Annotated in this window: 30 protein-coding genes, 1 riboswitch and 2 other annotated features; of the genes, 9 read left to right on the top strand and 21 right to left on the bottom strand. The window is 36.8% G+C overall.

What is annotated here, in order from left to right:
- Positions 1-112: 112 nt before the first annotated feature.
- A complete protein-coding gene (locus ACFQ18_RS10380; RefSeq protein ID WP_047185603.1) occupies positions 113-403 on the top strand; it encodes a YhdT family protein in 291 nt (96 codons plus the stop codon).
- A complete protein-coding gene (panF, locus tag ACFQ18_RS10375; RefSeq protein ID WP_204798289.1) occupies positions 400-1854 on the top strand; it encodes a sodium/pantothenate symporter in 1455 nt (484 codons plus the stop codon). Before ACFQ18_RS10380 ends, panF begins: the two co-directional genes overlap by 4 nt.
- 20 nt (positions 1855-1874) lie before the next feature.
- Here panF and ACFQ18_RS10370 read toward each other — a convergent pair whose 3' ends face one another.
- The 7 genes from ACFQ18_RS10370 to ACFQ18_RS10340 all read right to left on the bottom strand — a co-directional run bounded on the left by ACFQ18_RS10370 (position 1875) and on the right by ACFQ18_RS10340 (position 7660).
- Positions 1875-3860 carry an acetoacetate--CoA ligase gene (locus tag ACFQ18_RS10370; protein WP_204798288.1) on the bottom strand — a complete coding sequence of 662 codons (1986 nt, stop codon included), beginning with the start codon at positions 3858-3860 and terminating at the stop codon, positions 1875-1877.
- A gap of 164 nt (positions 3861-4024) precedes the next feature.
- The gene (locus ACFQ18_RS10365; protein WP_047185600.1) at positions 4025-4549 is read right to left on the bottom strand and encodes a type 1 glutamine amidotransferase domain-containing protein; all 525 of its coding nucleotides are present in this window, start codon (positions 4547-4549) and stop codon (positions 4025-4027) included.
- Positions 4550-4651: 102 nt separating this feature from the next.
- Entirely contained in the window at positions 4652-4900 is a 249-nt protein-coding gene (locus ACFQ18_RS10360) for a hypothetical protein (RefSeq protein ID WP_047185599.1), read from the bottom strand.
- A gap of 401 nt (positions 4901-5301) precedes the next feature.
- Complete coding sequence (locus tag ACFQ18_RS10355) at positions 5302-5748, bottom strand: YueI family protein (protein WP_047185598.1); 447 nt, start codon at positions 5746-5748, stop codon at positions 5302-5304.
- Between the two features lie 94 nt (positions 5749-5842).
- On the bottom strand, positions 5843-6025 hold the full coding sequence (locus ACFQ18_RS10350; protein WP_047185597.1) for a YfhD family protein: 183 nt from the start codon (positions 6023-6025) through the stop codon (positions 5843-5845).
- Positions 6026-6128: 103 nt separating this feature from the next.
- Complete coding sequence (locus tag ACFQ18_RS10345; RefSeq protein ID WP_204798287.1) at positions 6129-6932, bottom strand: TIGR00266 family protein; 804 nt, start codon at positions 6930-6932, stop codon at positions 6129-6131.
- A 116-nt stretch (positions 6933-7048) separates the two neighbouring features.
- The gene (locus ACFQ18_RS10340; RefSeq protein WP_047185595.1) at positions 7049-7660 is read right to left on the bottom strand and encodes a spore coat protein; all 612 of its coding nucleotides are present in this window, start codon (positions 7658-7660) and stop codon (positions 7049-7051) included.
- A 297-nt stretch (positions 7661-7957) separates the two neighbouring features.
- Between ACFQ18_RS10340 and ACFQ18_RS10335 the strand changes: the two genes are divergently transcribed.
- On the top strand, positions 7958-8905 hold the full coding sequence (locus ACFQ18_RS10335; protein WP_047185594.1) for an MBL fold metallo-hydrolase: 948 nt from the start codon (positions 7958-7960) through the stop codon (positions 8903-8905).
- Between the two features lie 42 nt (positions 8906-8947).
- Here ACFQ18_RS10335 and ACFQ18_RS10330 read toward each other — a convergent pair whose 3' ends face one another.
- Genes ACFQ18_RS10330 through ACFQ18_RS10320 form a run of 3 tightly spaced genes read right to left on the bottom strand, consistent with a single transcriptional unit; the run spans position 8948 to position 10156 of the window.
- Complete coding sequence (locus ACFQ18_RS10330) at positions 8948-9139, bottom strand: VOC family protein (protein WP_244986986.1); 192 nt, start codon at positions 9137-9139, stop codon at positions 8948-8950.
- Positions 9136-9345 carry a VOC family protein gene (locus ACFQ18_RS10325; protein WP_244986985.1) on the bottom strand — a complete coding sequence of 70 codons (210 nt, stop codon included), beginning with the start codon at positions 9343-9345 and terminating at the stop codon, positions 9136-9138. Before ACFQ18_RS10325 ends, ACFQ18_RS10330 begins: the two co-directional genes overlap by 4 nt.
- 43 nt (positions 9346-9388) lie before the next feature.
- Positions 9389-10156 (bottom strand): exodeoxyribonuclease III, encoded by a 768-nt coding sequence (locus ACFQ18_RS10320; protein WP_047185593.1) that lies wholly within the window; start codon positions 10154-10156, stop codon positions 9389-9391.
- A 447-nt stretch (positions 10157-10603) separates the two neighbouring features.
- On the opposite strand from ACFQ18_RS10320, the gene ACFQ18_RS10315 reads away from it, so the two are divergent.
- From ACFQ18_RS10315 to ACFQ18_RS10300, 4 genes are read left to right on the top strand one after another with little or no spacing between them, the layout of a single operon-like run.
- The gene (locus tag ACFQ18_RS10315; protein ID WP_047185592.1) at positions 10604-10963 is read left to right on the top strand and encodes a GntR family transcriptional regulator; all 360 of its coding nucleotides are present in this window, start codon (positions 10604-10606) and stop codon (positions 10961-10963) included.
- 12 nt (positions 10964-10975) lie between these two features.
- Positions 10976-11665, top strand: a complete 690-nt coding sequence (locus ACFQ18_RS10310) for an ATP-binding cassette domain-containing protein (RefSeq protein ID WP_060667801.1) — start codon at positions 10976-10978, stop codon at positions 11663-11665.
- Positions 11662-12504, top strand: coding sequence for a hypothetical protein (locus ACFQ18_RS10305; RefSeq protein WP_047185590.1), 843 nt, complete (start codon positions 11662-11664; stop codon positions 12502-12504). The genes ACFQ18_RS10310 and ACFQ18_RS10305 overlap by 4 nt, the downstream gene beginning before the upstream one ends.
- 15 nt (positions 12505-12519) lie before the next feature.
- Positions 12520-13731 (top strand): hypothetical protein, encoded by a 1212-nt coding sequence (locus tag ACFQ18_RS10300; protein WP_060667802.1) that lies wholly within the window; start codon positions 12520-12522, stop codon positions 13729-13731.
- 15 nt (positions 13732-13746) lie between these two features.
- Here the strand turns inward: ACFQ18_RS10300 and ACFQ18_RS10295 are convergent, their stop codons facing one another.
- Positions 13747-14085 (bottom strand): thioredoxin family protein, encoded by a 339-nt coding sequence (locus ACFQ18_RS10295; RefSeq protein WP_060667803.1) that lies wholly within the window; start codon positions 14083-14085, stop codon positions 13747-13749.
- Positions 14086-14411: 326 nt separating this feature from the next.
- On the opposite strand from ACFQ18_RS10295, the gene ACFQ18_RS10290 reads away from it, so the two are divergent.
- The gene (locus ACFQ18_RS10290) at positions 14412-16307 is read left to right on the top strand and encodes a heavy metal translocating P-type ATPase (RefSeq protein ID WP_204798286.1); all 1896 of its coding nucleotides are present in this window, start codon (positions 14412-14414) and stop codon (positions 16305-16307) included.
- 91 nt (positions 16308-16398) lie between these two features.
- Positions 16399-16608, top strand: coding sequence for a heavy-metal-associated domain-containing protein (locus ACFQ18_RS10285; RefSeq protein WP_047185586.1), 210 nt, complete (start codon positions 16399-16401; stop codon positions 16606-16608).
- 32 nt (positions 16609-16640) lie between these two features.
- Here ACFQ18_RS10285 and lipA read toward each other — a convergent pair whose 3' ends face one another.
- From lipA to ACFQ18_RS10235, 10 genes are all read right to left on the bottom strand, one after another.
- Positions 16641-17576: a lipoyl synthase gene (lipA, locus tag ACFQ18_RS10280; protein WP_047185585.1), complete on the bottom strand. Its 936-nt coding sequence runs from the start codon at positions 17574-17576 to the stop codon at positions 16641-16643.
- Entirely contained in the window at positions 17569-18414 is an 846-nt protein-coding gene (locus ACFQ18_RS10275) for a lipoate--protein ligase family protein (RefSeq protein ID WP_379566292.1), read from the bottom strand. Before ACFQ18_RS10275 ends, lipA begins: the two co-directional genes overlap by 8 nt.
- Positions 18415-18499: 85 nt before the next feature.
- A riboswitch (TPP riboswitch) is annotated at positions 18500-18608 on the bottom strand.
- Between the two features lie 63 nt (positions 18609-18671).
- Positions 18672-19463: a tryptophan synthase subunit alpha gene (gene trpA, locus ACFQ18_RS10270; RefSeq protein ID WP_047185584.1), complete on the bottom strand. Its 792-nt coding sequence runs from the start codon at positions 19461-19463 to the stop codon at positions 18672-18674.
- Between the two features lies 1 nt (position 19464).
- Entirely contained in the window at positions 19465-20661 is a 1197-nt protein-coding gene (gene trpB / locus ACFQ18_RS10265; protein WP_204798285.1) for a tryptophan synthase subunit beta, read from the bottom strand.
- A complete protein-coding gene (locus ACFQ18_RS10260) occupies positions 20639-21277 on the bottom strand; it encodes a phosphoribosylanthranilate isomerase (RefSeq protein WP_047185582.1) in 639 nt (212 codons plus the stop codon). The genes trpB and ACFQ18_RS10260 overlap by 23 nt, the downstream gene beginning before the upstream one ends.
- Positions 21278-21280: 3 nt before the next feature.
- A complete protein-coding gene (trpC, locus tag ACFQ18_RS10255; RefSeq protein WP_047185581.1) occupies positions 21281-22066 on the bottom strand; it encodes an indole-3-glycerol phosphate synthase TrpC in 786 nt (261 codons plus the stop codon).
- Positions 22067-23092, bottom strand: coding sequence for an anthranilate phosphoribosyltransferase (trpD, locus tag ACFQ18_RS10250; RefSeq protein WP_204798284.1), 1026 nt, complete (start codon positions 23090-23092; stop codon positions 22067-22069). It lies immediately after the preceding gene.
- Complete coding sequence (locus ACFQ18_RS10245) at positions 23089-23670, bottom strand: anthranilate synthase component II (protein ID WP_204798283.1); 582 nt, start codon at positions 23668-23670, stop codon at positions 23089-23091. The genes trpD and ACFQ18_RS10245 overlap by 4 nt, the downstream gene beginning before the upstream one ends.
- Positions 23651-25057 carry an anthranilate synthase component I gene (trpE, locus tag ACFQ18_RS10240; protein ID WP_047185636.1) on the bottom strand — a complete coding sequence of 469 codons (1407 nt, stop codon included), beginning with the start codon at positions 25055-25057 and terminating at the stop codon, positions 23651-23653. The genes ACFQ18_RS10245 and trpE overlap by 20 nt, the downstream gene beginning before the upstream one ends.
- Positions 25058-25110: 53 nt before the next feature.
- Positions 25111-25340, bottom strand: a binding site (T-box leader).
- A gap of 41 nt (positions 25341-25381) precedes the next feature.
- Positions 25382-25631: a binding site (T-box leader), on the bottom strand.
- 284 nt (positions 25632-25915) lie between these two features.
- The gene (locus ACFQ18_RS10235; RefSeq protein ID WP_204798282.1) at positions 25916-26476 is read right to left on the bottom strand and encodes a nitroreductase family protein; all 561 of its coding nucleotides are present in this window, start codon (positions 26474-26476) and stop codon (positions 25916-25918) included.
- Positions 26477-26641 lie beyond the last annotated feature (165 nt).

Here is a 26641-nt window from a genome sequence, read left to right as displayed (position 1 = left end):
ATAGGGGAATACTAATTATTTCAATATCCATTTAATAAATGGTCTAAATGATTTACACTTAACTAAGTATTGCATTATTATATAGAATATATAATTACTAGGAGGATGGACCTTGAATAAGGATAAAGAGAATCAAAAGGTAGATTATCGTATAAAAATAGGCAATCGTGAAGCCTTAATTGGTGTGGGGTTATTTTTATTCAACTTTGTATGGTGGTTTGCCTTTGCATATGGACTGGGTAGTAAAGATCCTTCTGAGTATTCCTATGTTTTTGGATTTCCATCATGGTTTTTTTATAGCTGTGTACTTGGAAGTATCATCATATGTATACTAGTTTTTATCATAGTAAAAGGTTTCTTTAAAGATATACCATTTGAGGATGAGGAGTTAAAAGATAAATGAATTGGCAAGCTACCATTACCCTTTTTGGGACAGTAGTATTAATCTTTTTAGTTGGATTATTTGCTAGTCGGCAAAAAGAGTCATCAGAATCATTTCTTCAAGATTATTACTTAGGTGGACGAAGTTTAGGTGGCTTTGTACTAGCTATGACGATGATGGCCACATATGGAAGTGCAAGTAGTTTTATAGGTGGTCCAGGTGTTGCCTATAATGAAGGGCTAGGCTGGGTGCTTCTATCCGTAACACAGATAGCGACTGGTTACTTTACATTAATGATATTGGGAAAACGCTTTGCCATTGTAGCCCGCCAATATAAAGCAATTACCATTGTAGATTTTTTAAAGGAGCGTTATCAATCTAAGTGGGTAGAGCTACTTTCCGCATTTAGTATTGTTATATTCCTTTTCTCTACAATGGCTGCACAGTGGATAGGTGGTGGACGTTTAATTGAGTCCCTTACCGGATTACCCTATACTTCAGCATTGTTCATATTTGTAATTACTGTATTAGTATATGTTACATTTGGCGGATTTCGTGCAGTAACGTTGACAGATGCGGTTCAAGGGATAATTATGCTTGTTGGAACGTTAATTTTATTAATTGGTGTTGTTTTGGCTGGTGGAGGAGTTTCTAATATTATTCAGGACTTACGAATGGAAAATCCAAACCTTATCACACCATATGGAGCTGATGGGACATTAACTCCAACTTATGTTTCATCTTATTGGATTTTAGTTGGGATAGGTGTAGTAGCACTTCCACAAATAGCTGTGCGAGCGATGTCCTATAAAAATACAAAATCCCTTCATCGTGCACTTATTATTGGAACGATTGTAGTTGGATTTATTATGCTAAATATGCACTTAGTTGGAGTATTCGCACGATCCGTTATGCCTGGGGTCGAAATTGGTGATACGGTAATGCCATTAATTGCGCTTGAAGTATTACCTCCATGGTTGGCTGGTATTGTATTAGCGGCTCCACTAGCGGCAATTATGTCGACTGTAGACTCCTTATTGTTATTAGTAAGTTCCACTATCGTAAAGGATGTTTACATTAATTATATTAAACCAGAAGCATCAAGGAAAACGATACAGCGACTAAGCATGGGAGTAACAGGAATACTAGGAATCATTGTATTTTTAATTGCGATAGACCCACCAGATTTAATTATTTGGATGAATCTTTTTGCAATAGGTGGACTAGAAGTAACATTTATGTGGCCGATTATTATGGGGCTTTATTGGAAAAAGGGGAATAAATATGGAGCAATCGCCTCGATGGTGGTTGGTATCGTTTCCTATGTTCTATTCGAATCCTTTTATCCAGACCCACTAGGAATGCACACCGTTGTTTCAGCTATGTTTTTATCCTTTCTTGCCTATGTAGGATTTAGCCTTATGTATAAGAAAAAGCAGTTAAGTTTAAATGGGGAGGGGACCAATCTATGAGATTCGTTCCCCTCTTTTTTTTAATCGTATTTTTCAGCAAACTTTATAAAATAATCTAATGCCTTTGCATTGGTTAATGATCCTTTATTGACTACTTGATCGACTGGTTTCCCCATTAATAACTTCTTAATAGGTACTTCCAGCTTTTTGCCATTTAATGTTCTAGGTAAATCAGGAACTTCATAAATACCTGTAGGAACATGTCTTGGGGAACATTGAGTGCGAATTTGTTCTTTAATGGCTTGTTTTAACTCATTTGTTAAGGTGTAACCATCTTTCATCACAACGAATAGTGGGGTAGTCGAATCCCCATTTTGATTCGGTACATCCACAATTAAACTATCGGAAACTTCATTAATATTATCTACTGCACGGTATATTTCACTTGTCCCAATTCGGATTCCACCACGATTAATCGTTGCATCTGATCGACCATAGATGACACAAGTACCTCGATCTGTAATTTTTAAGTAATCCCCATGTCGCCAAATCCCTGGGTATACATCAAAATAGCTTTCATTTAGACGGGATCCATTTTTATCATTCCAGAAAAAGATTGGCATGGAAGGGAATGGTTCTGTTAAAACAAGTTCTCCAATTTCATTAATTTTACTTTGTGCTTTATCATCAAAACTCTCTATCTTTGCACCCAAGCCACGACATTGTAATTCACCGGCATGAACTGGAAGAATGGGCGAGCCTAAAATAAATGCTGAACATACATCCGTACCACCACTCACTGAAGCTATCCATAAATCCCTTTTGACATTATCATAACACCACTGGAAGCCTTCTGGAGGAAGAGGGGAGCCTGTCGAGCTTATATTCTTTAAGGATGATAAATCAAAGGATTCTCCTGGCTTCATACCATCTTTCATACAAGCGGAAATATAACTAGCACTAGTTCCAAAAACAGTTGCTTTTGTTTCTTCTGCTAACTTCCAGAGCCTGTTTTTATCGGGATAACTAGGATTTCCATCGTACAAAATGATGGTACTACCAGTAAGTAATCCTCCTACAAGGAAATTCCACATCATCCAACCTGTTGTCGTAAACCAGAAAAAGCGACTCTCTTCAGCAAGGTCAACATGAAAAGTTAATGCTTTTAAATGCTCTAATAAAATACCACCTTGGCTTTGAACAATTGCTTTTGGTTTACCAGTTGTCCCAGAGGAAAACAATATCCACAGTGGGTCATTAAAAGGGACATATTCATAGGTGAGTGCTGGTTTGGACTCGTTAAATGAAACAACTCGGTCCCAATGAATCGGATTTTTATAAGCATTAAAATTAGCATTTGAATCATCTAAATATGGAATAGCAATCGTTGCTTCTAGGGTTGGTAGTTCGGATTGGATTTTGGTGACGGTTTCCGTTCTGTTAAATGTTTTACCACCATATTCGTATCCGTCAATTGCAATCATTATTTTAGGTTCAATTTGTTTGAAGCGGTCAATAACACTTTGGGTGCCAAAGTCCGGAGAAGCGCTAGACCAGATTGCACCAAGGCTTGCTGTTGCTAAGAAACAAACAACGGTTTCGTAAATATTTGGCATATAAGCAACGACACGATCTCCCTTGACTACACCTAATTTTTTAAATGTTTGTTGCACTTTTGCTGTATCTTCATAAAGCTTCTTCCAAGTTACTTCGGCTTTCTCTCTATTTTCAGAAGTATGTATAATAGCGATTTGGTCATCTTTTCTATTTTTAAAAATGTGTTCCGTATAATTAATAAGTGATTCAGGAAACCATTTTGCACCCGGCATTGCATGAGTTGTTAACACAGTTTCATATGGATTTTTAGATTGAATTTGAAAGTACTCCCAAATCGATGCCCAGAATGATTCAACATCATCGACAGACCATTGCCAAAGCGATTGATAATTAGAGAAGTTTAAGTTTTTATGTGACTTTAACCAACTTATGTATTCGGTGATATTAGCTCTCTCTATTTGCTCTTCACTTGGTTCCCATAATAGAGTTCCTTCTTTAATTGTGCCCATTTCATCACTCCCCCTAATAAATAATTTGACTATTTATAATTATATATAATGTTACGGAGGAAAGTCTATTTAAAAAACCAGGCATTCGCTATCAATTAGAGAATACCTGGTTGTTTTTACTAAAATAATATGTTTATGAAAGGTTTAAAATGACAAGGTTGTTGCTACTTTTCAGCTAGGGTATCAATGAAAACCCTCATATAGTCTGGTAAATCAGGTGGCCTGCGACTTGAAACAATATGACGATCCGCCACGACAGCTTCATCAAACCATTCCGCTCCAGCATTCGTCATATCATCTTTGATTCCCGGTGTACTTGTTACTTTGACTCCGTTTAAAATATTTGCAGAAATCAGAACCCATCCAGCATGACAAATTTGGCCAATTACCTTTTGAGACTTGTCCATTGTCTGTACCATTTCTATCACTTGTGGATAGCGTCTTAATTTATCAGGGGCCCAACCACCAGGTACTAAAATAGCCTGATAATCATCAACTTTTATATCATCAAACGCAAAGTCAGATTCAGCGGGAACGCCATATTTTCCGATGTATTTTTTATTTGCTTCTTTCCCAACTAAATGAACGGTTGCCCCTTCTTCTCTAAGACGAAGCACGGGATACCAAAGTTCTAGATCTTCAAAGTCATCTTCAATAAGTGCTATGACTTTCTTATCTTTTAGACGCATCTTATTCCTCCTTGTAATGAGTCCTTATTTTAGTGTATCAGAGTAACGAATGTTTTTGTATGAAAAAACATTACTCTATTAGGAGTAATGTTTGGTAATTCTTTATTGCCCATCATACTTGGCGTACTGTATAAAAGTACGTTCATCCTCAATTAATCCACAATATGCACATTGAATCCGGTAATCTGGGCCTTTATATAGATTATGAAATACTTCTACTTGGTCATTTGTGTATTCATTTAAGACCTCACCAGTATTCGCATCTAATTTTACCGGTTTCGGAACTTGTTCAATTAAATTAAAACGTGATCTGTTTGTTTTGCAATTTGGACAACGATAAGCTTGACTCATTACAAAACACCTCCTTGGCTTATTATTCCTCGCTTTGAAAAAACTATTAGAATAAAATCGTTCTCATGGACAATTGAGGCTTGATCTGGGTATGAATTGTCCTTGATGGGCGTTCTCACGGCCAAAAATAGAGTGATCCGGGAAAGAATTGTCCGTGACAGGTGTTCTCACTGCCAAATGGGGCGTGAACCAAGAATGAATTGTCCGTGATCGGCATTCTCACGGCCAAATGAGGAGTGAACCAAGAATGAATTGTCCGTGATTGGTATTCTCACGGCCAAATGAAGCTTGAGCCAGATATGAATTGTCCGTGACAAGCGACCTCACAATTTTGCATGGAATTGCGCGGGATTTGTACTACGAAAAAAAGGGTCTGTTCCCTTTAGACCAGGAACAGACCATTATTTAAACCACTTCTTTACTTTTGAGAAAAGGGAGTTATTCTTTTCATCCTTTATACTATTTTCATCTTTCTTTTGTATTTCTTTTACAAATATATCCTCTTTATCAACAGCATAATCAAATGCTAAAACTGCACCAATATCTGTTTCATTTGTTTCATCTGTAATGATTGTATAGGGAATGTTATACTTATTGGCTAACGCTTTTTCCTCAGTTAAAAATCGTGATGAAACATGACCATTGATTAAAAGCTTAGCTCCCTTATTTTCCTTCATTGCATCTTCTAATTTATCGATTCCTTTATCAGACATGATTTGTCCAACTGTAAGAGCGAGTACGATTCTTTCTCGTAAGGTTCCTAAGTATTTTTTTCTTTCTTCTTCCTTTGGTAGTCGTGTACCGTACATTCCTTCTGTGAGATAATCATTTACTTCCTTACCGCTCAATTTATTTCATCCTCTATTCTATGTTGTATTCACCCTCATTTTACTAAATAAAGAAGGCGATTCAAATTAGAACCGCCTTAACAAGTCATTTTCTTTATAAATTTTTTCTTTGTTTTGCTCTCTGATCAGCAGCTTTACTTCTTTCTAATGCCTTTACATCCTCAGCATCAGCTAACTCTTGTGAGAATTCAATATCTCGACCATCGGATATTTGATTCTTCGGAGTTTGTGCTAAGAAGTTTTTACTGTTGCTGTTGTGGCTGTCTCTTCCACCCATGAAAAATCCACTCCTTCTTAAAGGATTTTACATAGATAGTATGTGTAAATTGTCTATTCTTACACCTTAAAAAAGGGGGCATATTATGGTAGACAAGTAAATGTTAATTTCGATCTCCACCTAGAAAATCGAATAATCCACCGGCTATACTACCTTCCCCTTTGGAATCAGAACCTGCACGTTGAGGCGCAGAAGCAAATACACGACTAGCTAATCTGCTAAATGGTAAGGATTGAATCCAAACGGTTCCTGGACCACGTAATGTTGCAAAGAATAACCCTTCTCCACCAAATAATGCTGTTTTGATTCCACCAACGTATTTAATGTTGTAATCGACATCTCCTGTCATAGCAACAAGACATCCTGTATCTACTCGAATCATTTCTCCAGGGGATAAATCCTTTCTATGAATCGTTCCACCTGCATGAACGAAGGACATTCCATCGCCTTCTAATTTCTGCATTAAGAATCCTTCACCACCAAAGAAACCTGTACCAAGTTTCTTTTGGAATTCAATACCAACAGAAACTCCTTTTGCCGCTGCAAGAAATGCATCTTTTTGGCAAATAAGTTTTCCGTTCATTTGACTTAAATCCATTGGAATAATTTTACCGGGGTAAGGTGATGCAAATGAAACATGTTTTTTACCTACTCCTAAATTCGTAAAAGCCGTCATAAATAGGCTTTCTCCTGTTAAAACACGTTTCCCAGCCCCTAGAAGTTTACCCATTAGTCCACTGCCTTGATTGGAGGAACCGTCGCCAAAAATGGTTTCCATCTTGATTGAGTCATCCATCATCATCAAACCTCCAGCTTCCGCAATTACGGTTTCATCCGGATCTAGTTCAACCTCGACAAATTGCATGTCATCTCCGTATATTTTATAGTCAATTTCATGGTTATTCATGTTTTCATTTCCTCTCCTTAATATGTAATTAATGAATATACGTTTTAATAAAGAATTAGGATTCAAAAACTTTTAAAAAAACGTGCGATCCTAAATAGAGCGCACGTTTTTCACTATTAATGAGTTTGACCTTGGACTACTCCAAAACTATTCATATAAATTTGCATGTCCTCTTGTTTTAATTGAGGAACTTGATAGTATTGGTTTCGGTTTTGATACAAGAACAGTTCATAAGCCATCTCAATAATGTTAGGAATACTATCAGCAAAAACTCGACGTACTACAGGGTTTGTAGCTTCAAGGGCAGCCAATGTGAAGGCAGACGCATTGGATTTTAAAATTCCCATCATAAACCCAGATACACACTGATCGTTAATTTCATTAACGGATTGTGCAGGGGTTTTAGGTTGAGTTGGTTGCATACCATAAATAGTGTTATTACTTGTTTGGCTGAAATTATACGTTTGTGTTTTGATTGTTGGTTCTTGACCTGTCTTCAAAGCTTGTACAAGTGAATTGTAAACTTGTGTGATATAAGCTTTATGCTTTGTCATCATCGTTTTTAATTCTGGATCTTGTACATGTTGCTCATAAAGCATGTACTGCTCCATTCCTCCAACTAATCCACCGATAGCTTCATGGGCATCCATTAGTTCGTGTCCACCATGACTAAACTGATCTGGGATTTGAGAAGAACCTTGTAAATTTTGGTTTTGTTGAGTATGCAATAAAATAACCTCCTTGAATTTGGTCACAATTATTATTAACGAACAAGGAAGACTTATTCGATTTTAAATCTGCTAATAAATGCAAAAAATGGTTTGGAGTTTTATCAGATGAGAAGTATTTTTCGCAAATCTATGCCGGGTGCTGATATTAAAGACGAAAGTTGATATTCCGCGAACAAGTCCTGATTTATCAATGCCTACTAAATTTCCCAACTATGTCAAACCCTTCAATGTAAACGTATTCCGCTTTTTGTGCTAACATAAAGGCAAGATTAATTTTTAAAGGGGGAAGGATTCATGAAGGAAAAAGATCCAATTCGAATTGATGAGAGGATTTCACTTATTGATGGATTTGATTTAGATATTGCCAACCGAACTGGAACGTATGTGATTGATGAGGAAGAACTTACACTTATTGAAACTGGGCCAAGTCCGTCCATTAAATATGTTAAAAAAGGGTTAGAATCACTTGGATTTTCTCTTGATCAAGTCAAATATATTATAGTCACACATATTCATCTTGATCACTCAGGTGGAGCTGGTTTATTGATTAGGGAATGTCCGAATGCAAAAGTTGTTGTACATCCAAGAGGGGAACGTCATTTAATTAATCCAAGAAAATTAGCTGCAGGGGCTAGAGCGGTGTATGGTGATAGCTTTTCGGAGTTATTTGATCCCATATTACCTGTACCAGAAGATCAAATTATTGTAAAAACAGAGGGAGATACGTTACAAATAGGTCCTAATTGTACGCTTAAGTTTTTCGATACACCAGGTCATTCCAAACATCATTTTAGTATATTAGACCCTGTTAGTAATGGAATATTTACTGGGGATACGGTAGGAATTCGATATGAACAACTTAGTCAACTGGGAATTGATTTCTTCTTGCCGTCCACTTCACCGAATCATTTCGACCCAAATGCAATGAAGAATTCAATCCATAAGATTAAAGAATTGAATGTTAGTCGAATTTATTATGGTCATTTTAGTTGGTCTGAAAAAGTAGACGATGCTTTAAGTCAAGTTTCTCGTTGGTTAGATATTTTTGTCGATGAGGGAGAACAGGTAATAGCTGAAGGAAAGGGCTATGATGTTCTTGCGCAAAGATTGTTAGGAAAAGTTAAAGAAGAGTTAAGAGAGTTAGGAATTCCCAATGAACATGAGGTATACATTATTATCAACTTAGATATGCAGGTAAGTGCTTTAGGAATTATCGACTATTTTCAGAAAATCAAACAGTAAAAAGCGAAAGCACTCAAGGTGAAGACTTGAGTGCTTTGTTAATTATTTTTTCGTATAATTTAATTCCCATGCTATTCCGTATTTATCTTTCACTATTGCATGTTTAGCACCCCAAAAGGTATCTTGTAACTCCATTTGGATTTCACCTTCTTGAGACAAATCATTATAAATTTTAGTTATTTCTTCTTCGCTTTCTAAATCAGGTCCGAAGAGAATGTTGTTTCCATTTATCATTTGTTTGCCCAGTGAGTCTGCAAATAGATAATACAATCTTCATTTATGTGTAATTCTGCGTGGATGTATTTCCCTTCATGCCCCTTAAACATTTCAATCCCATCTGCTAACTGTGTATTCTTAATTTTTCCACCAAAAATCTGTTGATAATATTCAATTGCTTCTTTACAATTTTCAATGCGTAGATGCGGAATAAGTTTATTCATTTCGTAACCTCCATAATAAACAGTATTTCTTTTTTTCTTTGATTTAATCTAGGTTTGGGGATTTTATCTCTAACATAATTGGACAATGATCGCTTCCTAATATGTCGGAGCGGACGTGGGAGTCAATTAAAAGGTCCTTCATTCGTTCAGAGACTATAAAGTAATCAATTCTCCATCCTATATTTCGCTCACGGATCGTTTTCATATAGGACCACCATGTATAGATGTCATCTTTATCCGGATAGAAATAACGAAGCGTATCAATAAATCCAGAGTCTAATAAACGCGTCATTTTTCCACGCTCTTCGGTAGTAAATCCAGAGTTACCATGATTTGTTTTATGATTTTTTAAATCAATTTCCTGGTGTGCCACGTTTAAATCCCCACAATATATAATTGGCTTTTTCTCGTCCAATTGTTTTAAATAATGGTATAGTTCATCTTCCCATTCCAAACGATAGTCTAATCTAGTTAGATCTCTTTTGGAGTTCGGTGTATATACATTGACTAAATAAAAGGTATCGAATTCTAATGTAATGATTCTACCTTCCTTTTCTGTTTCCTTTGTACCAACGCTATAGGTTACAGACAACGGCTTTTGTTTAGTAAAAACAGCTGTTCCCGAATACCCTTTTCTTTCAGCGTAATTCCAATATTGATGATAACCTTCTAATTCAAGGTTAATTTGTCCATCTTGTAGTTTTATTTCCTGTACACAGAAGATGTCTGCATCGACTTTATGAAAATAATCTAAGAATCCTTTTCGCACACAGGCACGTAATCCGTTTACGTTCCATGATACTATTTTCATTAATAAACTCTCCTTTGCCTTGCAAAAAATCAAGCTATTAGAGGTTGTTCAAAAAGTCCGGTGAAAATGACATAGGGAGAGCGTTGCAACAAATCTTTACGGTGGGACAAGTAATCGAAGTCCCAGGACATTACGCATTTAGCCGACCTCGTTCCTTTTCATCCTCCTTTTTGAACATGCACTATTAGACATTTTATCACAAATAAGCATGAAACAATGAAGGTAAAACAGCGAATAGGGTCTAATTTTGTTGAGAAAATATTACCAGGGAAATATTATGTCGAAATAAAATATTTTATTTGAAATTGTATTGACAGCTACGATGTATTAATCATATAATACACAGGAGGCTGTATTAATCGGATAATACATTATTAATATTTTTTTACAAAAGGTGTATTAAGGTGGTAATACACTAAAACTAAAACATACTTAGGAGATGTTTTTATGAAATTTAACAAAAGGGATCCTGTTTATATTCAAGTCGTTCGGCATTTTAAGGAACAAATTGCAACAGGTCATTACGAGCCAGGACAGGAAATCCCATCTAGAAGAGAAATAGCAAATCAATTAAAGATTAATCCTAACACAGCGCAACGTGCGTATAAAGAAATGGAGGAAGCTGGTTTGATTTTTACAGAGGGAAATAGTCCAAGTAGGATTACGAACAATGAAGAAGTAATTGGCCAAATGCGAAACGAAATAATTTTAGAGGCTATTGAAAATTTCGTAGCAGCCATTAAGCCGATTAATGCCTCATTTGATGAAGTAGTTGGATTATTGAAAGAGAAATACGTAGAAGAATAGGGGGGAAGAAATATGATCGAGGTAAAAGATATCAAGAAAAACTTTGGGCTTAAGAAAGTACTTAAAGGAGTTTCATTTACTGCAAATAAGGGAGAAATCACGTGCTTAATTGGTATCAATGGTGCGGGGAAAACAACGATTATGAATGCCATTATGAATCTCACCCCAATAAAAGGTGGGGAAATATTAATAGACGGCGAAAGACTAACAAAAGAAAGTTATGAAAAGATAACCTTTATTCCTGATGCCATTACTATGCTTCCACAAATGAAGATAGGTGAAGCGTTACAGTTTATGAAGGACTTTTATAAAAGCTGGAATGAAGAACGTGCTAAAGAATTACTTTCGTTTTTCCGTTTGAAAGAGGAAGAGAAAATATCGAGTTTATCAAAAGGGAATACAGCGAAGGTTAATCTGTTACTAGGTCTTGGACTTGATGTGGACTATTTATTAATGGATGAGCCTTTCTCAGGAATTGATATTTTTAGTAGGGAACAGATTGCGGAAGTATTCACCAGTCATCTGGTAGAAGATCGTGGGGTTATCATTACAACACATGAAATTAATGACATTGAACATTTAATTGATAGGGCTGTCCTTCTTGACGATGGAATTGTATTAAGGGATTTTCGTACAGAAGAAGTTCGGGAATTGGAAGGGAAGTCCGTCGTGGATGTCATGAGGGAGGTTTATCAGAAATGAAAAACTATGTAAAGTTAGTTGATTTCGAGTTGAAGCGGTTTATGAAAATCTATTTAGCTTTAATTGGGATTGTTATCATTTCGCAAATAGTTGGTGTGATTGTGGAATCTAACCAATTTATGAACCTGGCAAATGGTGAGATGTTAGATGGATCTATGAACTTAGCCCAATTTTTAGAAACGTATTGGCCGTTAACCATGTCTCGCATCCTGTTTTCTAGATGGTTTATCTTACCTGTGGGATTGAGTGCAGCAGCTTTAATCTTTTATTGCTTCTTTATTTGGTACCGAGATTGGTTTGGAAAAAACACGTTTATCTATCGTTTATTAATGCTACCGACAGCAAGAATTAACATTTTGTTGGCAAAAGCAAGTGCTATTTTCTTAATGGTCTTAGGTTTAGTAAGCATTCAATTAATCCTTCTTCCAATTGAGAATATCATATTTCAGACAATTGTTCCCTTTGATTTGCGGGTGGATATGACTATAAGGGAGATAGTTAATGGTTCTGGGTACTACGGATATTTACAAATACTTCTACCTACTAGCATTGTTCAATTTTTCATTAATTACGGAATTGGTTTTATGACGGTATTTACGTTGTTTACTGCCATTCTCTTTGAAAGAAGCTATCGTATAAAAGGAATTATCTTCGGTGTAGCGTACTGTATTTTTGCATTAGTTATCTTTTTATCACCATTTATCATAGAAGTGTTTTCTGAATTTGGCTATTTTTATCCAGAGGAATTATTCATTATAGAAGTTATTTTAGGCATTATTGTAACAGGAATTTCGATTTGGGTTAGTCATTATCTTCTAAATCGGAAAGTAACGGTTTAAAGGAGGGCGAGAAACATGCGTTATTGGAAAGTAATTGTACTTGCGGCAATTGTTATCTTAGGTATTGGAACCTATTATATTCAAAATGCCTTTGCTAGTCCTGATTATCCAGAATTTCATTTAGAGAAGGTAAGTGGCGATGAGGGTGTCGTGGACGGCTTAATATTTATGGGAAGCTACATTGACAACTACAAAGAGTTTGGGGAAGATGTTAGGATTACACCTGAAGATACGATTTATCAAAGTGAACGTTCTTATTTTGATAATATGACGGAAGGTTTTCAGGACTCAACGATAAAAAGATTACAATCAGATTATCGGAAATTCATGCGTGGAAAAAATGAAAGTTCATCATCCTTTTTTGAAGATGATAAAAGGTTAATCTATGCAGATACATTCGGTAAAGAATCTGACGAAGGTTTTAAAATTGAAATGTTAGATAAAGAAACAAATGAAACAACAGATTTCCAAGTGGAGATACCTGAAAATAATATCAACTATTTGAATGTGGTGGATGTTCAAGCGGATGAAAAGGACGTTTTTATCACTACACGAAACTTCTATACCCATGATCCAAATAAACCAGAAACAGAAGAGGGTTACCATGTTTACCGTATTAATATAGAGAATGGGTCTCTTATTGATGATGAAGTCATCTTTGAAAATAAAACAGATCATTCCGATAAAGGATGGACTGAGTTGGTTGAAGTAAATAATGATACGGATATTGGAAAGGAAGATTATTTTGTCTTCCGATTGGACCATATAAAAGAAGTCGGTGAATATGATGAATACGATGATTACGAAACATATTATAAAACAGAGAGTTCCGATTTCTTTGCTTATCATTTTGGAACAAATGAATTAAAAGAGCTGAAAATACCGGATGAAGGATTAGGCGCGGACAAAACAGCTTATGTTCACGAAGGGGCGGTTTACTTCTTAAATAAAACGAAAAGCGGATTTGAGTTAATTCGTTATCAAATGGATAATGGGGAGCTGAATACGACTGAAGTTCCAACTACATTAGATTTATATGATGGTAATATATTTATCGTTTTCCATGATGGAAAAATGTATATCCCTAATTCAAGTTTAGAAGGTTCCACCGCTAATTTATTTGTGTTAGACGAAAAGACTGGAAAGTTAGTTTATGAAGGGAAAATGAGCGCAGACAGAGAATTGGAAAATGTATTTTTAGATTTAAATGAACTAGCTTTTGAATAAAGAAAATGTGGTTGGTTAGGGACCAACCACATTTTCGTATATTTTATCGATTTTTTGTTCGAATAAATCCATGTGAACGATTCGTGCTTCTCTTATATACTCTTTCCCATTAACAAAGAGTAACAGTACCGGGGCTGTAAAAATATTAAATCGACCCACAATTTCTTCTACTGTATCTACATTAACATGTCCTAATGCAATGTTTGGGTATTTTTCCATCAATGCTTGTACTTGTGGAAGAAGTCCGTGACAAACGCTACAGTTGTTTTTTGAAATATATATAAAGGATAACTTGGAGTTTTGAATAAAGGTATCGACCGTTTCTAAACTAGTTAAATCTTCAAATTCTCTCATTTCGTTCACCTCTTTTGAATTTAGTATATCAGCCCATGCGTTTGAAAGAAAATTGTACGTATACCTTAGGGGAAGCAAACTATACGAGCTATTTTTAAATGAATATACATATAGTACATCTAGACAAGAATTTGTTTAGAGTGTAATTTCCTTTGATCCATGATTCGTTCTCATATTGGGGAGGCCAAAATTTGTTTGGCTTTCCCATTTTTTTATGGTTGTAAAAAGATAAAAATACTTTCCAAAACTTGACCGGCGTCAATTTCTTTCTCCTTCATATAGTTTAAGCTAGAACTAGAAAGAAGGAAAAGGAAAGGTGAAGTCTTATGATATTAAAGATAAACAAGTTTAAAAATCAGATTACAGCCATTGCGGGATTCCTATTGGTATTAGCGTTAGTTGCACATTTTTCAGGTTTAACGGATGTAAAACAAGTAGCATTACTGATAGCGACAGTGATTGCGGGTATTCCAATTTTTCTAAAGGCGTTTCAAGCATTGCGAATGAAGGCGTTTAGTATTGAATTACTTGTCACAATTGCCGTCATTGGTGCACTGTTTATCGGTGAATATGTCGAGTCTGCGGTGGTGACATTCTTATTTTTATTCGGTGACTATCTCGAAGCACGAACATTACAGAAAACACGTTCATCCTTAAAGGACCTAATCGATATGGCACCTCAAGAAGCGGTTGTTTTAAGAAATGGGGAAGAGGTAACAGTTGAAATGAATGCGGTAGAGGTAGGGGATCACGTTATTATTCGCTCTGGTGGGAAGGTACCAGTTGATGGAAGTATTATTTCTGGGCAAGCTTCTTTAAATGAAGCGGCAGTTACCGGGGAATCTGTGCCAAAGACGAAAAGGAAGGATGATAAGGTCTTTAGTGGAACGATTGTGGATAGTGGATACATGGAAATGGTAGCGGAAAAGGTTGGGGAGGACACAACGTTTGCTAAAATCATTGAGCTTGTGGAGGAGGCACAAGATTCTAAATCGAAAACAGAGAAGTTCCTTGATAAGTTCGCCAATGTGTATACTCCAACAGTAGTTGTTCTATCTGTACTTGTGTATCTCATCACAAGAGACTTACACATAGCTATTACTTTCCTAGTAGTTGCTTGTCCAGGTGCCTTAGTCATTGGTGCCCCAGTATCTAACGTAGCAGGAATCGGAAATGGCGCGAAACATGGCGTTCTTGTAAAAGGTGGAGAAGTAATGGATATATTCTCTAAAGTAGACACCATTGTATTTGATAAAACTGGTACATTAACAAAAGGGAAACCAGAAGTAACAGATATTAAAGTGTTCGGTGAGTATAAGGAAGAGGATGTATTACGATTGGTCGCTCAAGCTGAAACGGCTTCAGAACATCATTTAGGTAGAACAATCGTAAAAGAAGCGAATGATAGAGGAATGGAACTTTTCATGAAACCAACAGATGTTGAAGTCATGAAAGGTAATGGTATTCAAGCAACGGTAGAAGGCCATCATTTATCCATCGGAAATAGAAAATTAATGAATGCAGATGGGATCCATATGGTGGAGGAAGTATGCGCGTATGCCATAGAACGGGAGAAATTAGGAAATACAGCTATCTTTGTGGCCATTGACGGAAAAATTGCTGGAATCTTTTCCATTGCTGACCAAATTCGAGAAGATGCAGTAGAAGCACTAGCCGAGATACGTGAAAATGGAATTAAGAAGATGATTATGCTTACAGGTGATAACAAACATACAGCAGAATTAGTTGCCGAAACATTAGGGTTAGATGAATTCCATGCTGAATTACTACCAGAAAACAAAGTGGAAATGCTTATGAAGTTAAAAGCGGAAGGTCATGTTGTTGCAATGGCTGGAGATGGAATTAATGATGCACCTGCAATTGCTACAGCAGATATAGGTTTAGCGATGGGTGAAGGCGGTACAGATGTATCAATGGAAACTGCCGATGTTGTCTTAATGGCGGATCAACTTATGCAATTCTCTCATGCATACGCTTTATCCAAAGCTACGATTCGTAACATGAAACAAAACACGTTTTTCGCAGTAGGAACTGTGTTTGTCCTATTAGCTGGGGTATTAGCAGGTTCCATCCATTTAGCCTCAGGAATGTTCATTCATGAGGCAAGTGTTCTACTAGTCATTTTAAATGCAATGCGTCTTATTCGTTTTAATCATGGAAATAGGAAGGGGGGAAGAAAAGTTCCAGTTGCAGAAGTTTAAGATAAAATTGTTAAAACTTGACCTAGGTCAAAGAAAAGAAACAAAAGGGATTTTATAATAAAGGTAGAACAAAACAAAGGAGAGATTTATAATGAAAACAATAAAATTCCAATTAGAACCACTAACTTGTCCATCTTGTATTAAAAAGATTGAAACAAAACTTGGTAAAATGGATGGTGTAGAAGAAGCGAAAGTTATGTTTAACTCAAGCAAGGTGAAAGCAACGTTTAACGAGCAGGAAGTAAAAGCGGAGGAAATGAAAGAGGTAATTGAAAAATTAGGATATCCTGTTCTAAATTAAAAAGAGGCCAATAAGGGCCTCTTCATTTTTAACTAAAAGATCTGCTTTTCTTCTTGATTTTCAATGCCCTTCATATATTTAATTCGATTTTGCTTGGAGGAATTACTAACTTGTTCATCCGCATGATAGGAAGAACGAACAAGTGGGCCGGATTCACAATGTTTAAATCCTTTTTCAAGTGCAATTTCTTTTAATTCGGCAAATTCATCTGGATGATAATAGCGTTCCACATTTAAATGTTTTTTGGTTGGTTGTAGGTATTGACCGATTGTCATAATATCCACGTCATGTGCTCGTAAATCATCCATTGCTTCGATGATTTCCTCTTTGGTTTCACCTAAACCTACCATTATACTAGATTTGGTTGGTATGTCTGGTGCAATCTCCTTCACACGCTGTAATAACTGTAAGGAACGATCATACTTGGCAATAGCGCGAACTTTCTTTGTTAATCTGCGAACGGTTTCTATATTATGATTAAAAATATCCGGCTTACTATCCATTAAGGTATGTAGGCTCTCATAATCACCTTTCATATCGGAAGGTAATACCTCAATCGTACAGCCAGGATTTGCGTTTCGAATGGCACGAACGGTGTTGGCAAATACAGCGGCGCCTCCATCATCTAAATCGTCTCGAGCTACAGCGGTTACAACGACGTGCTTTAATCCCATTATTTTAACAGAATCTGCAACCCGCTTCGGTTCTCCTAAATCTAATCCACTAGGTAGACCGGTTTTGACCGCACAGAACCTACAACCGCGTGTGCAGGTATCACCTAAGATCATAAATGTTGCTGTTTGTCTTTCACTCCAACATTCATGAATATTCGGGCATCTTGCTTCCTCACAAACAGTGTTTAGACTTTTCTCACGCATTAACTTCTTTAATCCAGTATAGGACTTATTCGTGTTTAATTTAATCTTTAACCATTCAGGTTTACGGAGATATTCCTCTTGTTTAGACACTTTTAATAGACTCCTTTAGTAATCGATGATAATTCCAATCCTCTGAACGATATTTAGTCTCTGCTAGATGATGTACTTCTTCCCATTGTTGTTTTGATAATTCAAAAGGACGGAAAGTAACGTTTAATCCATGTTGAAATCCTTGATAGAATGCATCCTTCACTTCGTCAAATGATTTCTGTTTATTTGTTAGTTGGTCGATAGTGATAGCTTTGCTTTGGAAAGCATCACGTCTACGTTGTTTTATTTTTTCAGATGGGAAACGGAATAAATCATAGAGCATCTTGATATCGAGACTCATTGGTATGGACCCATGCTGCAGTAGAACACCCTTCTTCCTTGTTTGCGCATTACCTGATAACTTTTTCCCATCTACTACCATTTCGTAAAATGCGGCCTTTTCAAAACATACAGCTGTCTTTTCTTTCATGGCGCTTCTATCGGGCATGGCATAATCAACCGTGATTCCTAGATTCTTGAAACCTTCATAAAGCCCTTTTGATAGGACGTGGTAGGCTTCTTTAATAGAGGTTGGAATTTCTGGGTGATCCTCTGAAACTACAATACTGTAAGTCAATTCATTATCATGTAGTACAGCGCTTCCTCCGGTTAGACGACGAACAAATTGGCAATGATAGCTATTTACATTGTCGAAATGGATTGATTTATGTACTTTTTGAAACTGACCAGCCGATAAAGTAGGATGTGACCAACCGTAAAAGCGTAATGTTGGCGGAATTTTACCCTCACTATGCCAGTTTAATAGGGATTCATCCATTGCCATATTAACTGCTGCATCCTGATGCCCACTGTCTAAAAAGAACCATTCTTCTTGCAAAAATTACCCCTCCTCTTAAATCAAAAAGACTGCACTCCAAAAAAGAGTGCAGTCTTTTGTACAATAGATGTATCTTACATCTAAAATCCTTTTGGCTGCACTTCCCCACGCTAGTATTATCCATATCGGGTTCAAAGGGTTTAAGCAATAGGGTATTGCTATTCTCAGCGACAAAGGCTCCCCTAGTGATTATTATATTACAAATTCATCATACCAATTGGTAAATCCTGGGTAAAGTAAATTGCTTTCTTAAAATGTTATGCATGAATACTAGTTTGAATGCTTCCTTGGATTAAATTTTTCACTTCGTTGTTTTTTCCTTGGTGTAAGAGGTCAACAATTTTACTACCAACGATAACCCCATCACAGTGAGAACTTAACTCATGCGCTTGTTCCACAGTAGATACACCAAATCCTGCTAATACAGGAACGGTACTATATTTCTTTAGGTTTTCTAAATAGCTTTTTACATTGTCGCCATGGGAACTTCTAGCGCCCGTAGTCCCCATTACGGCTACAGCATAAAGGAAACCTTCTGATTTACTTGCGATTTCTTTTAATCGTTCCTCTGGACTAGTCATAGCAGCAAGGCGAATAAATGCTATTTTCTCATTTTTTAAGTGGGTTGCAATCGGGCCTTCTTCTTCCATTGGGACATCTGGGATAATGATACCGTCTACCCCAGAATCCGCACAGTCCTTAGCAAACTGTTCCATTCCATAACGATAGATTGGGTTTACGTAGGTCATTAAAATAATCGGAATGGAGCGGTCTACCTTCGTTGACTTCAGAAATTCTAAAATGGATGCTAATGATGTACCATTAGCTAAAGCACGAATTCCAGCTTCTTGTATGGTTGGACCATCAGCGATTGGATCGGAAAAAGGAATGCCTAATTCAATGGCGGAAGCTCCACTTTCCTGTAAAAAGTTAATACGTTCTTCTAATAGATCTAATCCGCCATCACCAGCCATGATATAAGGAACAAACAAATTTTGGTTGGCTGCCTGTTTTTGTTGTAATGCCTGTTCTAGTTTTTGTCTCCCCATCTTATTCTGCCTCCAATCTAGCTTTTACTTGTTCCACGTCTTTGTCCCCACGACCAGAAAGACAGATTACTAGTGTTTCTTTAGAAGTCATTTCTTTTGCTAGTTTCATTGCAAGTGCAACAGCATGAGAGCTTTCTAAAGCTGGGATAATACCTTCTGTTTTCGATAAGAATTGAAATGCCTCTAGTGCTTCCTCGTCTGTAATTGGTTTGTATGTTGCTCGTTTTGTAACGTGTAAATGGCTGTGTTCTGGTCCGATTCCTGGATAATCCAATCCTGCTGAAATAGAGAAGGCTTCTTTTACTTGCCCGTTTTCATCCTGTAATAGATGAGACAACGTACCGTGAAAGATTCCAAGTTTTCCTTTGGTTAAAGATGCGGCGTGATCCTTTGTCTCGACACCTAAACCTGCAGCTTCTGCTCCATATAATTTTACTTCTTCGTCTTCAATAAATGGGTGAAACATGCCGATGGAATTACTTCCACCACCAACACAGGCTACGACAGCGTCAGGTAACTTCCCAGTTTGTTCGATGATTTGGAGCTTTGTTTCCTTACCTATAACGGATTGAAGGTCACGAACCATTTTAGGGAATGGGTGTGGTCCAACGGCCGATCCAAGAATATAGTGCGTATCATTCACATGACTAGCCCAATAACGTAGGGCTTCATTGGTTGCATCTTTCAATGTTGAGCTTCCCTGAGAGACACTACGCACCTCGGCACCTAATAGTTCCATACGAAATACATTAAGCTTCTGGCGTTTCATGTCTTCAGCACCCATGAATACGATACAATCAAGACCTAGAAGAGCACAAACGGTAGCAGTTGCCACTCCATGTTGCCCAGCACCGGTCTCTGCAACCACTTTTTTCTTACCCATTCTTATAGTTAGTAACGCCTGACCAATTGTGTTATTGATTTTATGCGCCCCAGTATGATTAAGGTCTTCCCGTTTTAAAAAGATTTTTGGACCACCTAGTTGTTTGGATAATTGTTCCGCGTAGTATAATGGTGTTTCTCTTCCTATATATTGTTTTAAATAGTAATCCAGTTCCTCTGTAAAGGAAGGATCAACCATAGCTTCCTCGTAAGCTTTTTCTAATTCTATTAATGCGGGCATTAATAATTCTGGTACAAACTGTCCTCCAAATTCTCCGTATCTTCCTTTATTATCAGGCATGGTGTACGTTGTCAATGTTCTCATCCTTTCTTGTTTGTTTAGCTATTTGGATAAATTGCTTTATTTTTTTATGATCCTTCACGCCATCTGTTTCAACGCCACTAGATACATCGACGCCTGCTGGGTTAATTGTAGTAATAGCTTCTCGAACGTTTTCAGTGTTTAGTCCACCTGCAAGCAGAATTTTACTGGAATCAATCGTAAGTTGATGAACTAATTCCCAATCAAATGTCTTTCCGTTTCCGCCTCGGTATTTACCTTTAGGACTATCTAATAGGTAAAAATCACAAGGATAATCAGAAATCGTAGAGACAGTTTCGGGTTCCATGGCAAAGGCCTTAATGACTTTATAAGGAATCCTTCGGGCGATATCAGGTGTTTCATCCCCATGTAATTGGATATAATCTAATCCAACCGTTTCGGCGATTTCTATCATTTTATCAATGGATTCATTTACGAATACGCCAACTTTTTTCACGTGATCTGGAATGGTTTCAGCAATTTTGGTAGCTTCTTCCGGTTCTATCTTCCGCTTACTTTTGGCAAAAACGAAGCCAATTAAATTTGCCCCATTTTCTACGGCAACCTCAGCAGCTGCTTTGGTCTGAATACCACATATCTTAACGAGCATGAATCATTTAGCTCCTTTCAATAGAAGGGGAACCTTTAATTCTCGGAAGGCCTCATCGATATCATCCGCTAGCATAAGTGTTTCTCCGACTAAAATTACCTTTGCACCAGCATCTCTAGCACGAATGACATCTTGCTGTGTTTTCATGCCACTTTCGCTGATTAGGATAGTGTCAGGATTTGTTACCATGGATGCTAGTTTTTCTGTAGTAGCTATATTAACGTCAAATGTCTTTAAGTTTCGGTTATTAATCCCGATAATCTCGGGATTTAATTTCAAGGCACGTTCCATTTCTTCTTCATTATGCACTTCAACGAGAATCTCCAAATCTAGGTTCTTTGCATAGTGATAAAGTTTTTCTAAATTTGTATCATCAAGTGCAGCGACAATTAGAAGGATAATATTCGCACCTGCTGCTTTAGCGCGGTCAATTTGAATCGAATCGATTATAAAGTCCTTACACAAAATAGGTAGGTTAACTGCCTTCCTTACTTCACGTAGATCCTCCATCGTTCCATTAAAAAATGCTGGATCGGTTAAAACAGAAATAGCTGAAGCTCCGGATGCTTCGTATTGTTTTGCTTGTTGAACAGGGTTTACCTCCATCTTAATGTTTCCCTTAGAAGGGGAGGACCGTTTAATTTCTGAGATGATACACATGGAATGAGATGATTGAACTTTTTCTTTTAATGAAATAGTAGAATCATAATCAATTGGTTCAAACGTTTGATTGAAATACTGTTTTATTTCCGTTTCTTTTTCTTTTAGGATTTTATCTAGAATAGTCAATTAATACACCCCGCTTGGAATTTTCTTACTATACTCGATTAGTTTTTCTAATTTCTCTAAAGCAGCTCCTGATTCAATACTTTCTCTTGCTAGTTCAATACCATCTTGGATTGTTTCGGCTTTTCCGTTTGTAAAAATACCGAGTCCTGCATTGAGAAGGATCGTGTCATAATAAGCACCTTTTTTTCCTTGTAACACACTTAATAAAATGTCTGCATTTTGTTTAGCGTCTCCACCCATGATTTCCTCTTTCGTATAGGTTGGTAATCCAACACTCTCAGGAGTTAAGGTGAGTTCTTCTATATGACCTTCATTTAAGAATATAAGGTTGTTTTTCCCGGATAATGTCGCTTCATCTACGTTTCCAGCGCCATTAATAACAACAGCGCGACGGCGTCCTAATTTTTTCAACGACTCGGCAAGAACGGGTAATAAGGCTTTGTTGTATACACCTAAGAGCTGCGTATCTAATGGAATTGGATTGGTTAATGGGCCAATGATATTAAAAACAGTTCGGATACCTAAGTCTTTTCGCACTTTCGTAAATGGTCTTAATGCTCCATGGACATTTGGTGCAAATAGAAATGCAATTTTATTCTCATGGAGTAATTCCTCCACATGGTCCTTGGATAAGCTTAGGGAGACACCTAATGCTTCTAAAACGTCCGCACTTCCAGATTTACTTGTAATACTCCGGTTTCCGTGCTTAGCAACCGTAATTCCAGCACCAGCTAGAACAAAAGCAGATGTGGTACTTATATTGAAGCTGAACGATTTGTCACCACCTGTCCCGCAATTATCTATGGCATCAGGGATTGGTGTGGTATGAAATGTTGACTTGGACCGAATAACTTCTACAATACCTGCAATCTCTTCCGCGGTTTCTCCTTTACTGTGTAAAGCCGTTAAAAGTGCGGCAATTTCTGAATAGGTAACGGTATCGGTTAAACAATATTCTGTTACTTCTTTCATTTCATCAAATGTTAAATCTACTCGGTTAATTAACTTTTCTAAATAGCTTTTCATTGAATACGCTCCTTTCTTATTTCCTTTAAAAAGTTTAGAATCATTGTTTTCCCTGTTGTCGTACCAATAGATTCAGGATGAAATTGTACGCCAAAAACAGGATATTCTTTATGTGCAATCGCCATTATCTCATCGTCTTCCATAGAGGCAGAAACCACCTCTAATTCAGCTGGAAGTTCATTAGAAACGTAGGAATGATATCGCATGACCTCTAAAGGATCAGGTAGTTGGTTAAAAATACCTTTTCCATTGTGGGTGATTAGCGATGTTTTTCCATGTTTTATTTCTTTTGCCTGTCTTAATGAACCACCAAAGGCTTCCGTGATTGCCTGATGACCTAAACAAATGCCGAGAATAGGAATCTGTTTGTAAAAGTGTTGGATAATTTCTATGCAATTCCCAGCTTGTTTAGGTAAACCTGGGCCAGGAGAAATGACAATAGCCTCAGGATTCATCTTCTCAATCTCATTTACTGTAATGACATCATTTCTAACCACGTTTACTTCGACATCAGCTTCACAAAAATACTGGTATAAGTTATAAGTAAAGGAATCATAGTTATCCATTAACAAAATCATACTTATCTACCTCCATTAAGGATCTGGCTTTATTTAATGTTTCTTCATATTCCGTTTCCGGGTTCGAGTCAAATACGATTCCTGCCCCAGCTTGAAGGTAAGCCTTGTTGTCTTTTACAATAAGCGAACGAATGGCAAGTGCTATATTAATGTCATGATTAAAGTTGATAAAGCCGATACCACCTGCATATGCCCCGCGTTTTTTCTCTTCTAATTCGTTAATAATTTGCATGGCGCGGATTTTAGGTGCTCCAGAAACGGTGCCTGCCGGTAAACATGAAATCAATGCATCGATACTAGAATAATTTGCTTTCAATTTTCCTTTCACTTCAGAAACAATGTGCATGACATGTTGGTATTTTTCGATGGTCATATAAGTAGGTATCGAAATTGTACCCGTTTCACAGACGCGCCCAAGATCATTTCGGCTCAAGTCTACCAACATTTTGTGTTCCGCAATTTCCTTTTCATCCTCAAGTAGTTCTTTCATTAATGCCAAATCTTCTTGAGCTGTTTTCCCACGTACCCTTGTTCCAGCTATGGGGTTTGTTATAATTTCGTCACCTTGTGTTTGCACAAGGCTTTCTGGTGAAGCACCTAAGAGTAGGTAGTCCTTAAAGTCAATGTAAAACATATAGGGGGACGGATTTGCTTCTCTTAATTTTTGATAAAATAGAAAAGCATCTCCTTCCACATCTGCAACTAAACGTTGGGACAATACGACTTGAAAAATATCTCCTTTTTGGATGTGCTCTTTTGCTTTGTTTACATTTTCCATAAAAGCTTCTTTAGAAATTTCTGGCGTGAAATTCATTGATGCATTATTAGGTACCTTATTACTGCCTTTCCTTTCTATACTTTTCTTTAATTTTTCTAAACGCTTATCTAGTACAATCTCAGCCTCATCTTTGATGTTAATCGTAATAAGATAGATTGCATCGCTATTATGGTCATAGACAATGATATTTTGAAAAAGCATAAAATGAATATCCGGCATGTTACGATCGTCTGGTAAGGTTTCACCAATGTCTTCAAACTGACGGATGGCATCATATCCGGTGTATCCAACCGCTCCACCATAAAAGGGGAGGGGGATAGGGAAATCTAATTTTGGTAGATGATTTTTTAAATAGATTAAGGCATTCTGTGTTATTACCTCTTGTGAATGTGAATCATGATTGATTACAGTTGTTTTATCGTGATATCCGATAATTTCTTCGTAAGGATTTGCTCCGATAAATGAATACTTTCCTTTTCTTTCATGTGGAAAGGTGCTCTCTAGTAAAAATTTCTTTTTCCCCGTTAATTTTCTGTAAATATCAGTAGGTGTTAAGGAATTGGCTTGTAATTTCGTTAATTTATAAGTTGGTGTACTCAATTTAGTCATTCCTTTCGTTAAAATAAAAGTCCTCAGGTAAACAAAACAATTTGTAATGTTTACCTGAGGACGAATTTGGTCGCGGTGCCACCCCAGTTGAAAAGATGTTATCTTTTCCACTTTTTCCGTTAACGTCGGAATCACGTGTTTCCCTACTTGAAAATGAACATTCACTTTATTTCAGGAAACCTCTCATAAGTCCATTCAGCAAAGATCGTGTACTGGATTTCCACCATCACCAGTTCTCTGTTTCACGATGATTTTGCTTACTACTCTTATTCAACGATTTTATTATTTAATAGTTTTTTTAAAATACAAAAAGGCCCCTCATCCTTAAAGGACGAGGGACCGCGGTACCACCTTTATTAGCTAAGTAGCTCAACTTTAGCAATACAAAGTTAAAATAATAACTTTTGTATTGTCTCGAGTAACGATGAGACGAAATCGCCAAAGCCTACTACAATCGATCGGTTCGGTTTGGAAGCTCGGAAGCCCATTCATCTACGTAATCACACTGGTTCGCACCATCCACCAGCTCTCTTAAGTGTCAGCATAGATTACTCTTCTTCGTCATTGCTTAGTCATTTAATTGATTGTGCTAATCTTAAAATAAATTATCTCAATTGTCAATAGTTATTTGAAAATTCCTTATGCGTAATTTTTTATCTCTGATCATTCATTTATCCCCAAACTTTATCCACAGATTGTGTTTCCCCTGTGGATAATGTTGTTAACCCTTTTTGTAAGAGAGGAGTGTTATGAACAATTTTATGTGCATAACCATATTGATTTCTGTGGATAATGTGCATAACTATAATACCCTATTTAATTGTGGATAAAAAAATAAAGCTGAAACAACACTCAGCTTTATTTTCTTAAATCGTTAAACCGAATAAACTTTTCATCTAATGAGATTCTTTCTTTCTTTTCTGGTGCCTGGTCAAAATATCCTAAATGAATAAATCCTACAATTTTTTCATTATCCTTCACATGAAGCAGTTCCTTTACCTTTGGATCATAGATATGTGGATTTGTTTTCCAAACTACACCAAGTTGTTTTTCCCAAGCTAATAACCAGAAATTTTGAATCATGGACGCGATTGCGCCAAAGTTTTCATCTCTTGTTTTTTCGATATCGGAATCTTCCATAATAGCAACAAGGATGGCGTTTGGCTCATTTAAATAATCTTCACGATTTTGTCTTCGCTCTTCAGGATATGTCGAAGCCACTTTTTTAGAGAAGTCAGGCAATTCATCTGCACCAACGAAAATAAATCGCCAAGGCTGGCGCATTCCATGAGTAGGTGCCCACATTGCAGAGTCTAATAAGTCTCGAACAACTTCTTCAGTTACTTCTTTATCTGTATAACCTTTTTTAATTGCACGGCGTTCACGAATGATATGAAGTAAGGAATTTTCTTTCTCCATTTGGTTTCCCCCTAGATAGTTATTAACCATAAATTTTACTTAAATACAGTACGAAAAGCAAATGATGCCGTTCTATAAACATGCTATTATCTATATATTAATTTTTTAGGAGAAATGTGATAAGAATCACAGCTTTGTTTATCGTCTTTTATTGTAAAATAGACA

Source organism: Oceanobacillus caeni, from assembly GCF_042678465.1.
Taxonomy (GTDB): Bacteria; Bacillota; Bacilli; order Bacillales; family Amphibacillaceae; genus Oceanobacillus; species Oceanobacillus caeni.
The sequence above is the reverse complement of the archived record's forward strand: the minus strand, read 5'-3'. Positions and strand labels throughout refer to the sequence as shown.

Coding starts and splice junctions, on each gene's coding strand:
- ACFQ18_RS10335 (WP_047185594.1), top strand. CDS start 7,958: ATGAAGGAAAAAGATCCAATTCGAATTGATGAGAGGATTTCACTTATT.
- ACFQ18_RS10310 (WP_060667801.1), top strand. CDS start 10,976: ATGATCGAGGTAAAAGATATCAAGAAAAACTTTGGGCTTAAGAAAGTA.
- ACFQ18_RS10290 (WP_204798286.1), top strand. CDS start 14,412: ATGATATTAAAGATAAACAAGTTTAAAAATCAGATTACAGCCATTGCG.
- ACFQ18_RS10320 (WP_047185593.1), bottom strand. CDS start 10,156: ATGAAAATAGTATCATGGAACGTAAACGGATTACGTGCCTGTGTGCGA.
- ACFQ18_RS10315 (WP_047185592.1), top strand. CDS start 10,604: ATGAAATTTAACAAAAGGGATCCTGTTTATATTCAAGTCGTTCGGCAT.
- ACFQ18_RS10235 (WP_204798282.1), bottom strand. CDS start 26,476: ATGGAGAAAGAAAATTCCTTACTTCATATCATTCGTGAACGCCGTGCA.
- ACFQ18_RS10360 (WP_047185599.1), bottom strand. CDS start 4,900: ATGAGTCAAGCTTATCGTTGTCCAAATTGCAAAACAAACAGATCACGT.
- ACFQ18_RS10350 (WP_047185597.1), bottom strand. CDS start 6,025: ATGGGTGGAAGAGACAGCCACAACAGCAACAGTAAAAACTTCTTAGCA.
- ACFQ18_RS10300 (WP_060667802.1), top strand. CDS start 12,520: ATGCGTTATTGGAAAGTAATTGTACTTGCGGCAATTGTTATCTTAGGT.
- ACFQ18_RS10260 (WP_047185582.1), bottom strand. CDS start 21,277: ATGCTCGTTAAGATATGTGGTATTCAGACCAAAGCAGCTGCTGAGGTT.
- trpE (WP_047185636.1), bottom strand. CDS start 25,057: ATGACTAAATTGAGTACACCAACTTATAAATTAACGAAATTACAAGCC.
- ACFQ18_RS10345 (WP_204798287.1), bottom strand. CDS start 6,932: ATGAATAACCATGAAATTGACTATAAAATATACGGAGATGACATGCAA.
- ACFQ18_RS10370 (WP_204798288.1), bottom strand. CDS start 3,860: ATGGGCACAATTAAAGAAGGAACTCTATTATGGGAACCAAGTGAAGAG.
- ACFQ18_RS10365 (WP_047185600.1), bottom strand. CDS start 4,549: ATGCGTCTAAAAGATAAGAAAGTCATAGCACTTATTGAAGATGACTTT.
- ACFQ18_RS10325 (WP_244986985.1), bottom strand. CDS start 9,345: ATGAATAAACTTATTCCGCATCTACGCATTGAAAATTGTAAAGAAGCA.
- trpA (WP_047185584.1), bottom strand. CDS start 19,463: ATGGGGAGACAAAAACTAGAACAGGCATTACAACAAAAACAGGCAGCC.
- ACFQ18_RS10285 (WP_047185586.1), top strand. CDS start 16,399: ATGAAAACAATAAAATTCCAATTAGAACCACTAACTTGTCCATCTTGT.
- ACFQ18_RS10305 (WP_047185590.1), top strand. CDS start 11,662: ATGAAAAACTATGTAAAGTTAGTTGATTTCGAGTTGAAGCGGTTTATG.
- ACFQ18_RS10295 (WP_060667803.1), bottom strand. CDS start 14,085: ATGAGAGAATTTGAAGATTTAACTAGTTTAGAAACGGTCGATACCTTT.
- trpD (WP_204798284.1), bottom strand. CDS start 23,092: ATGAAAAGCTATTTAGAAAAGTTAATTAACCGAGTAGATTTAACATTT.
- ACFQ18_RS10245 (WP_204798283.1), bottom strand. CDS start 23,670: ATGATTTTGTTAATGGATAACTATGATTCCTTTACTTATAACTTATAC.
- ACFQ18_RS10330 (WP_244986986.1), bottom strand. CDS start 9,139: ATGATAAATGGAAACAACATTCTCTTCGGACCTGATTTAGAAAGCGAA.
- panF (WP_204798289.1), top strand. CDS start 400: ATGAATTGGCAAGCTACCATTACCCTTTTTGGGACAGTAGTATTAATC.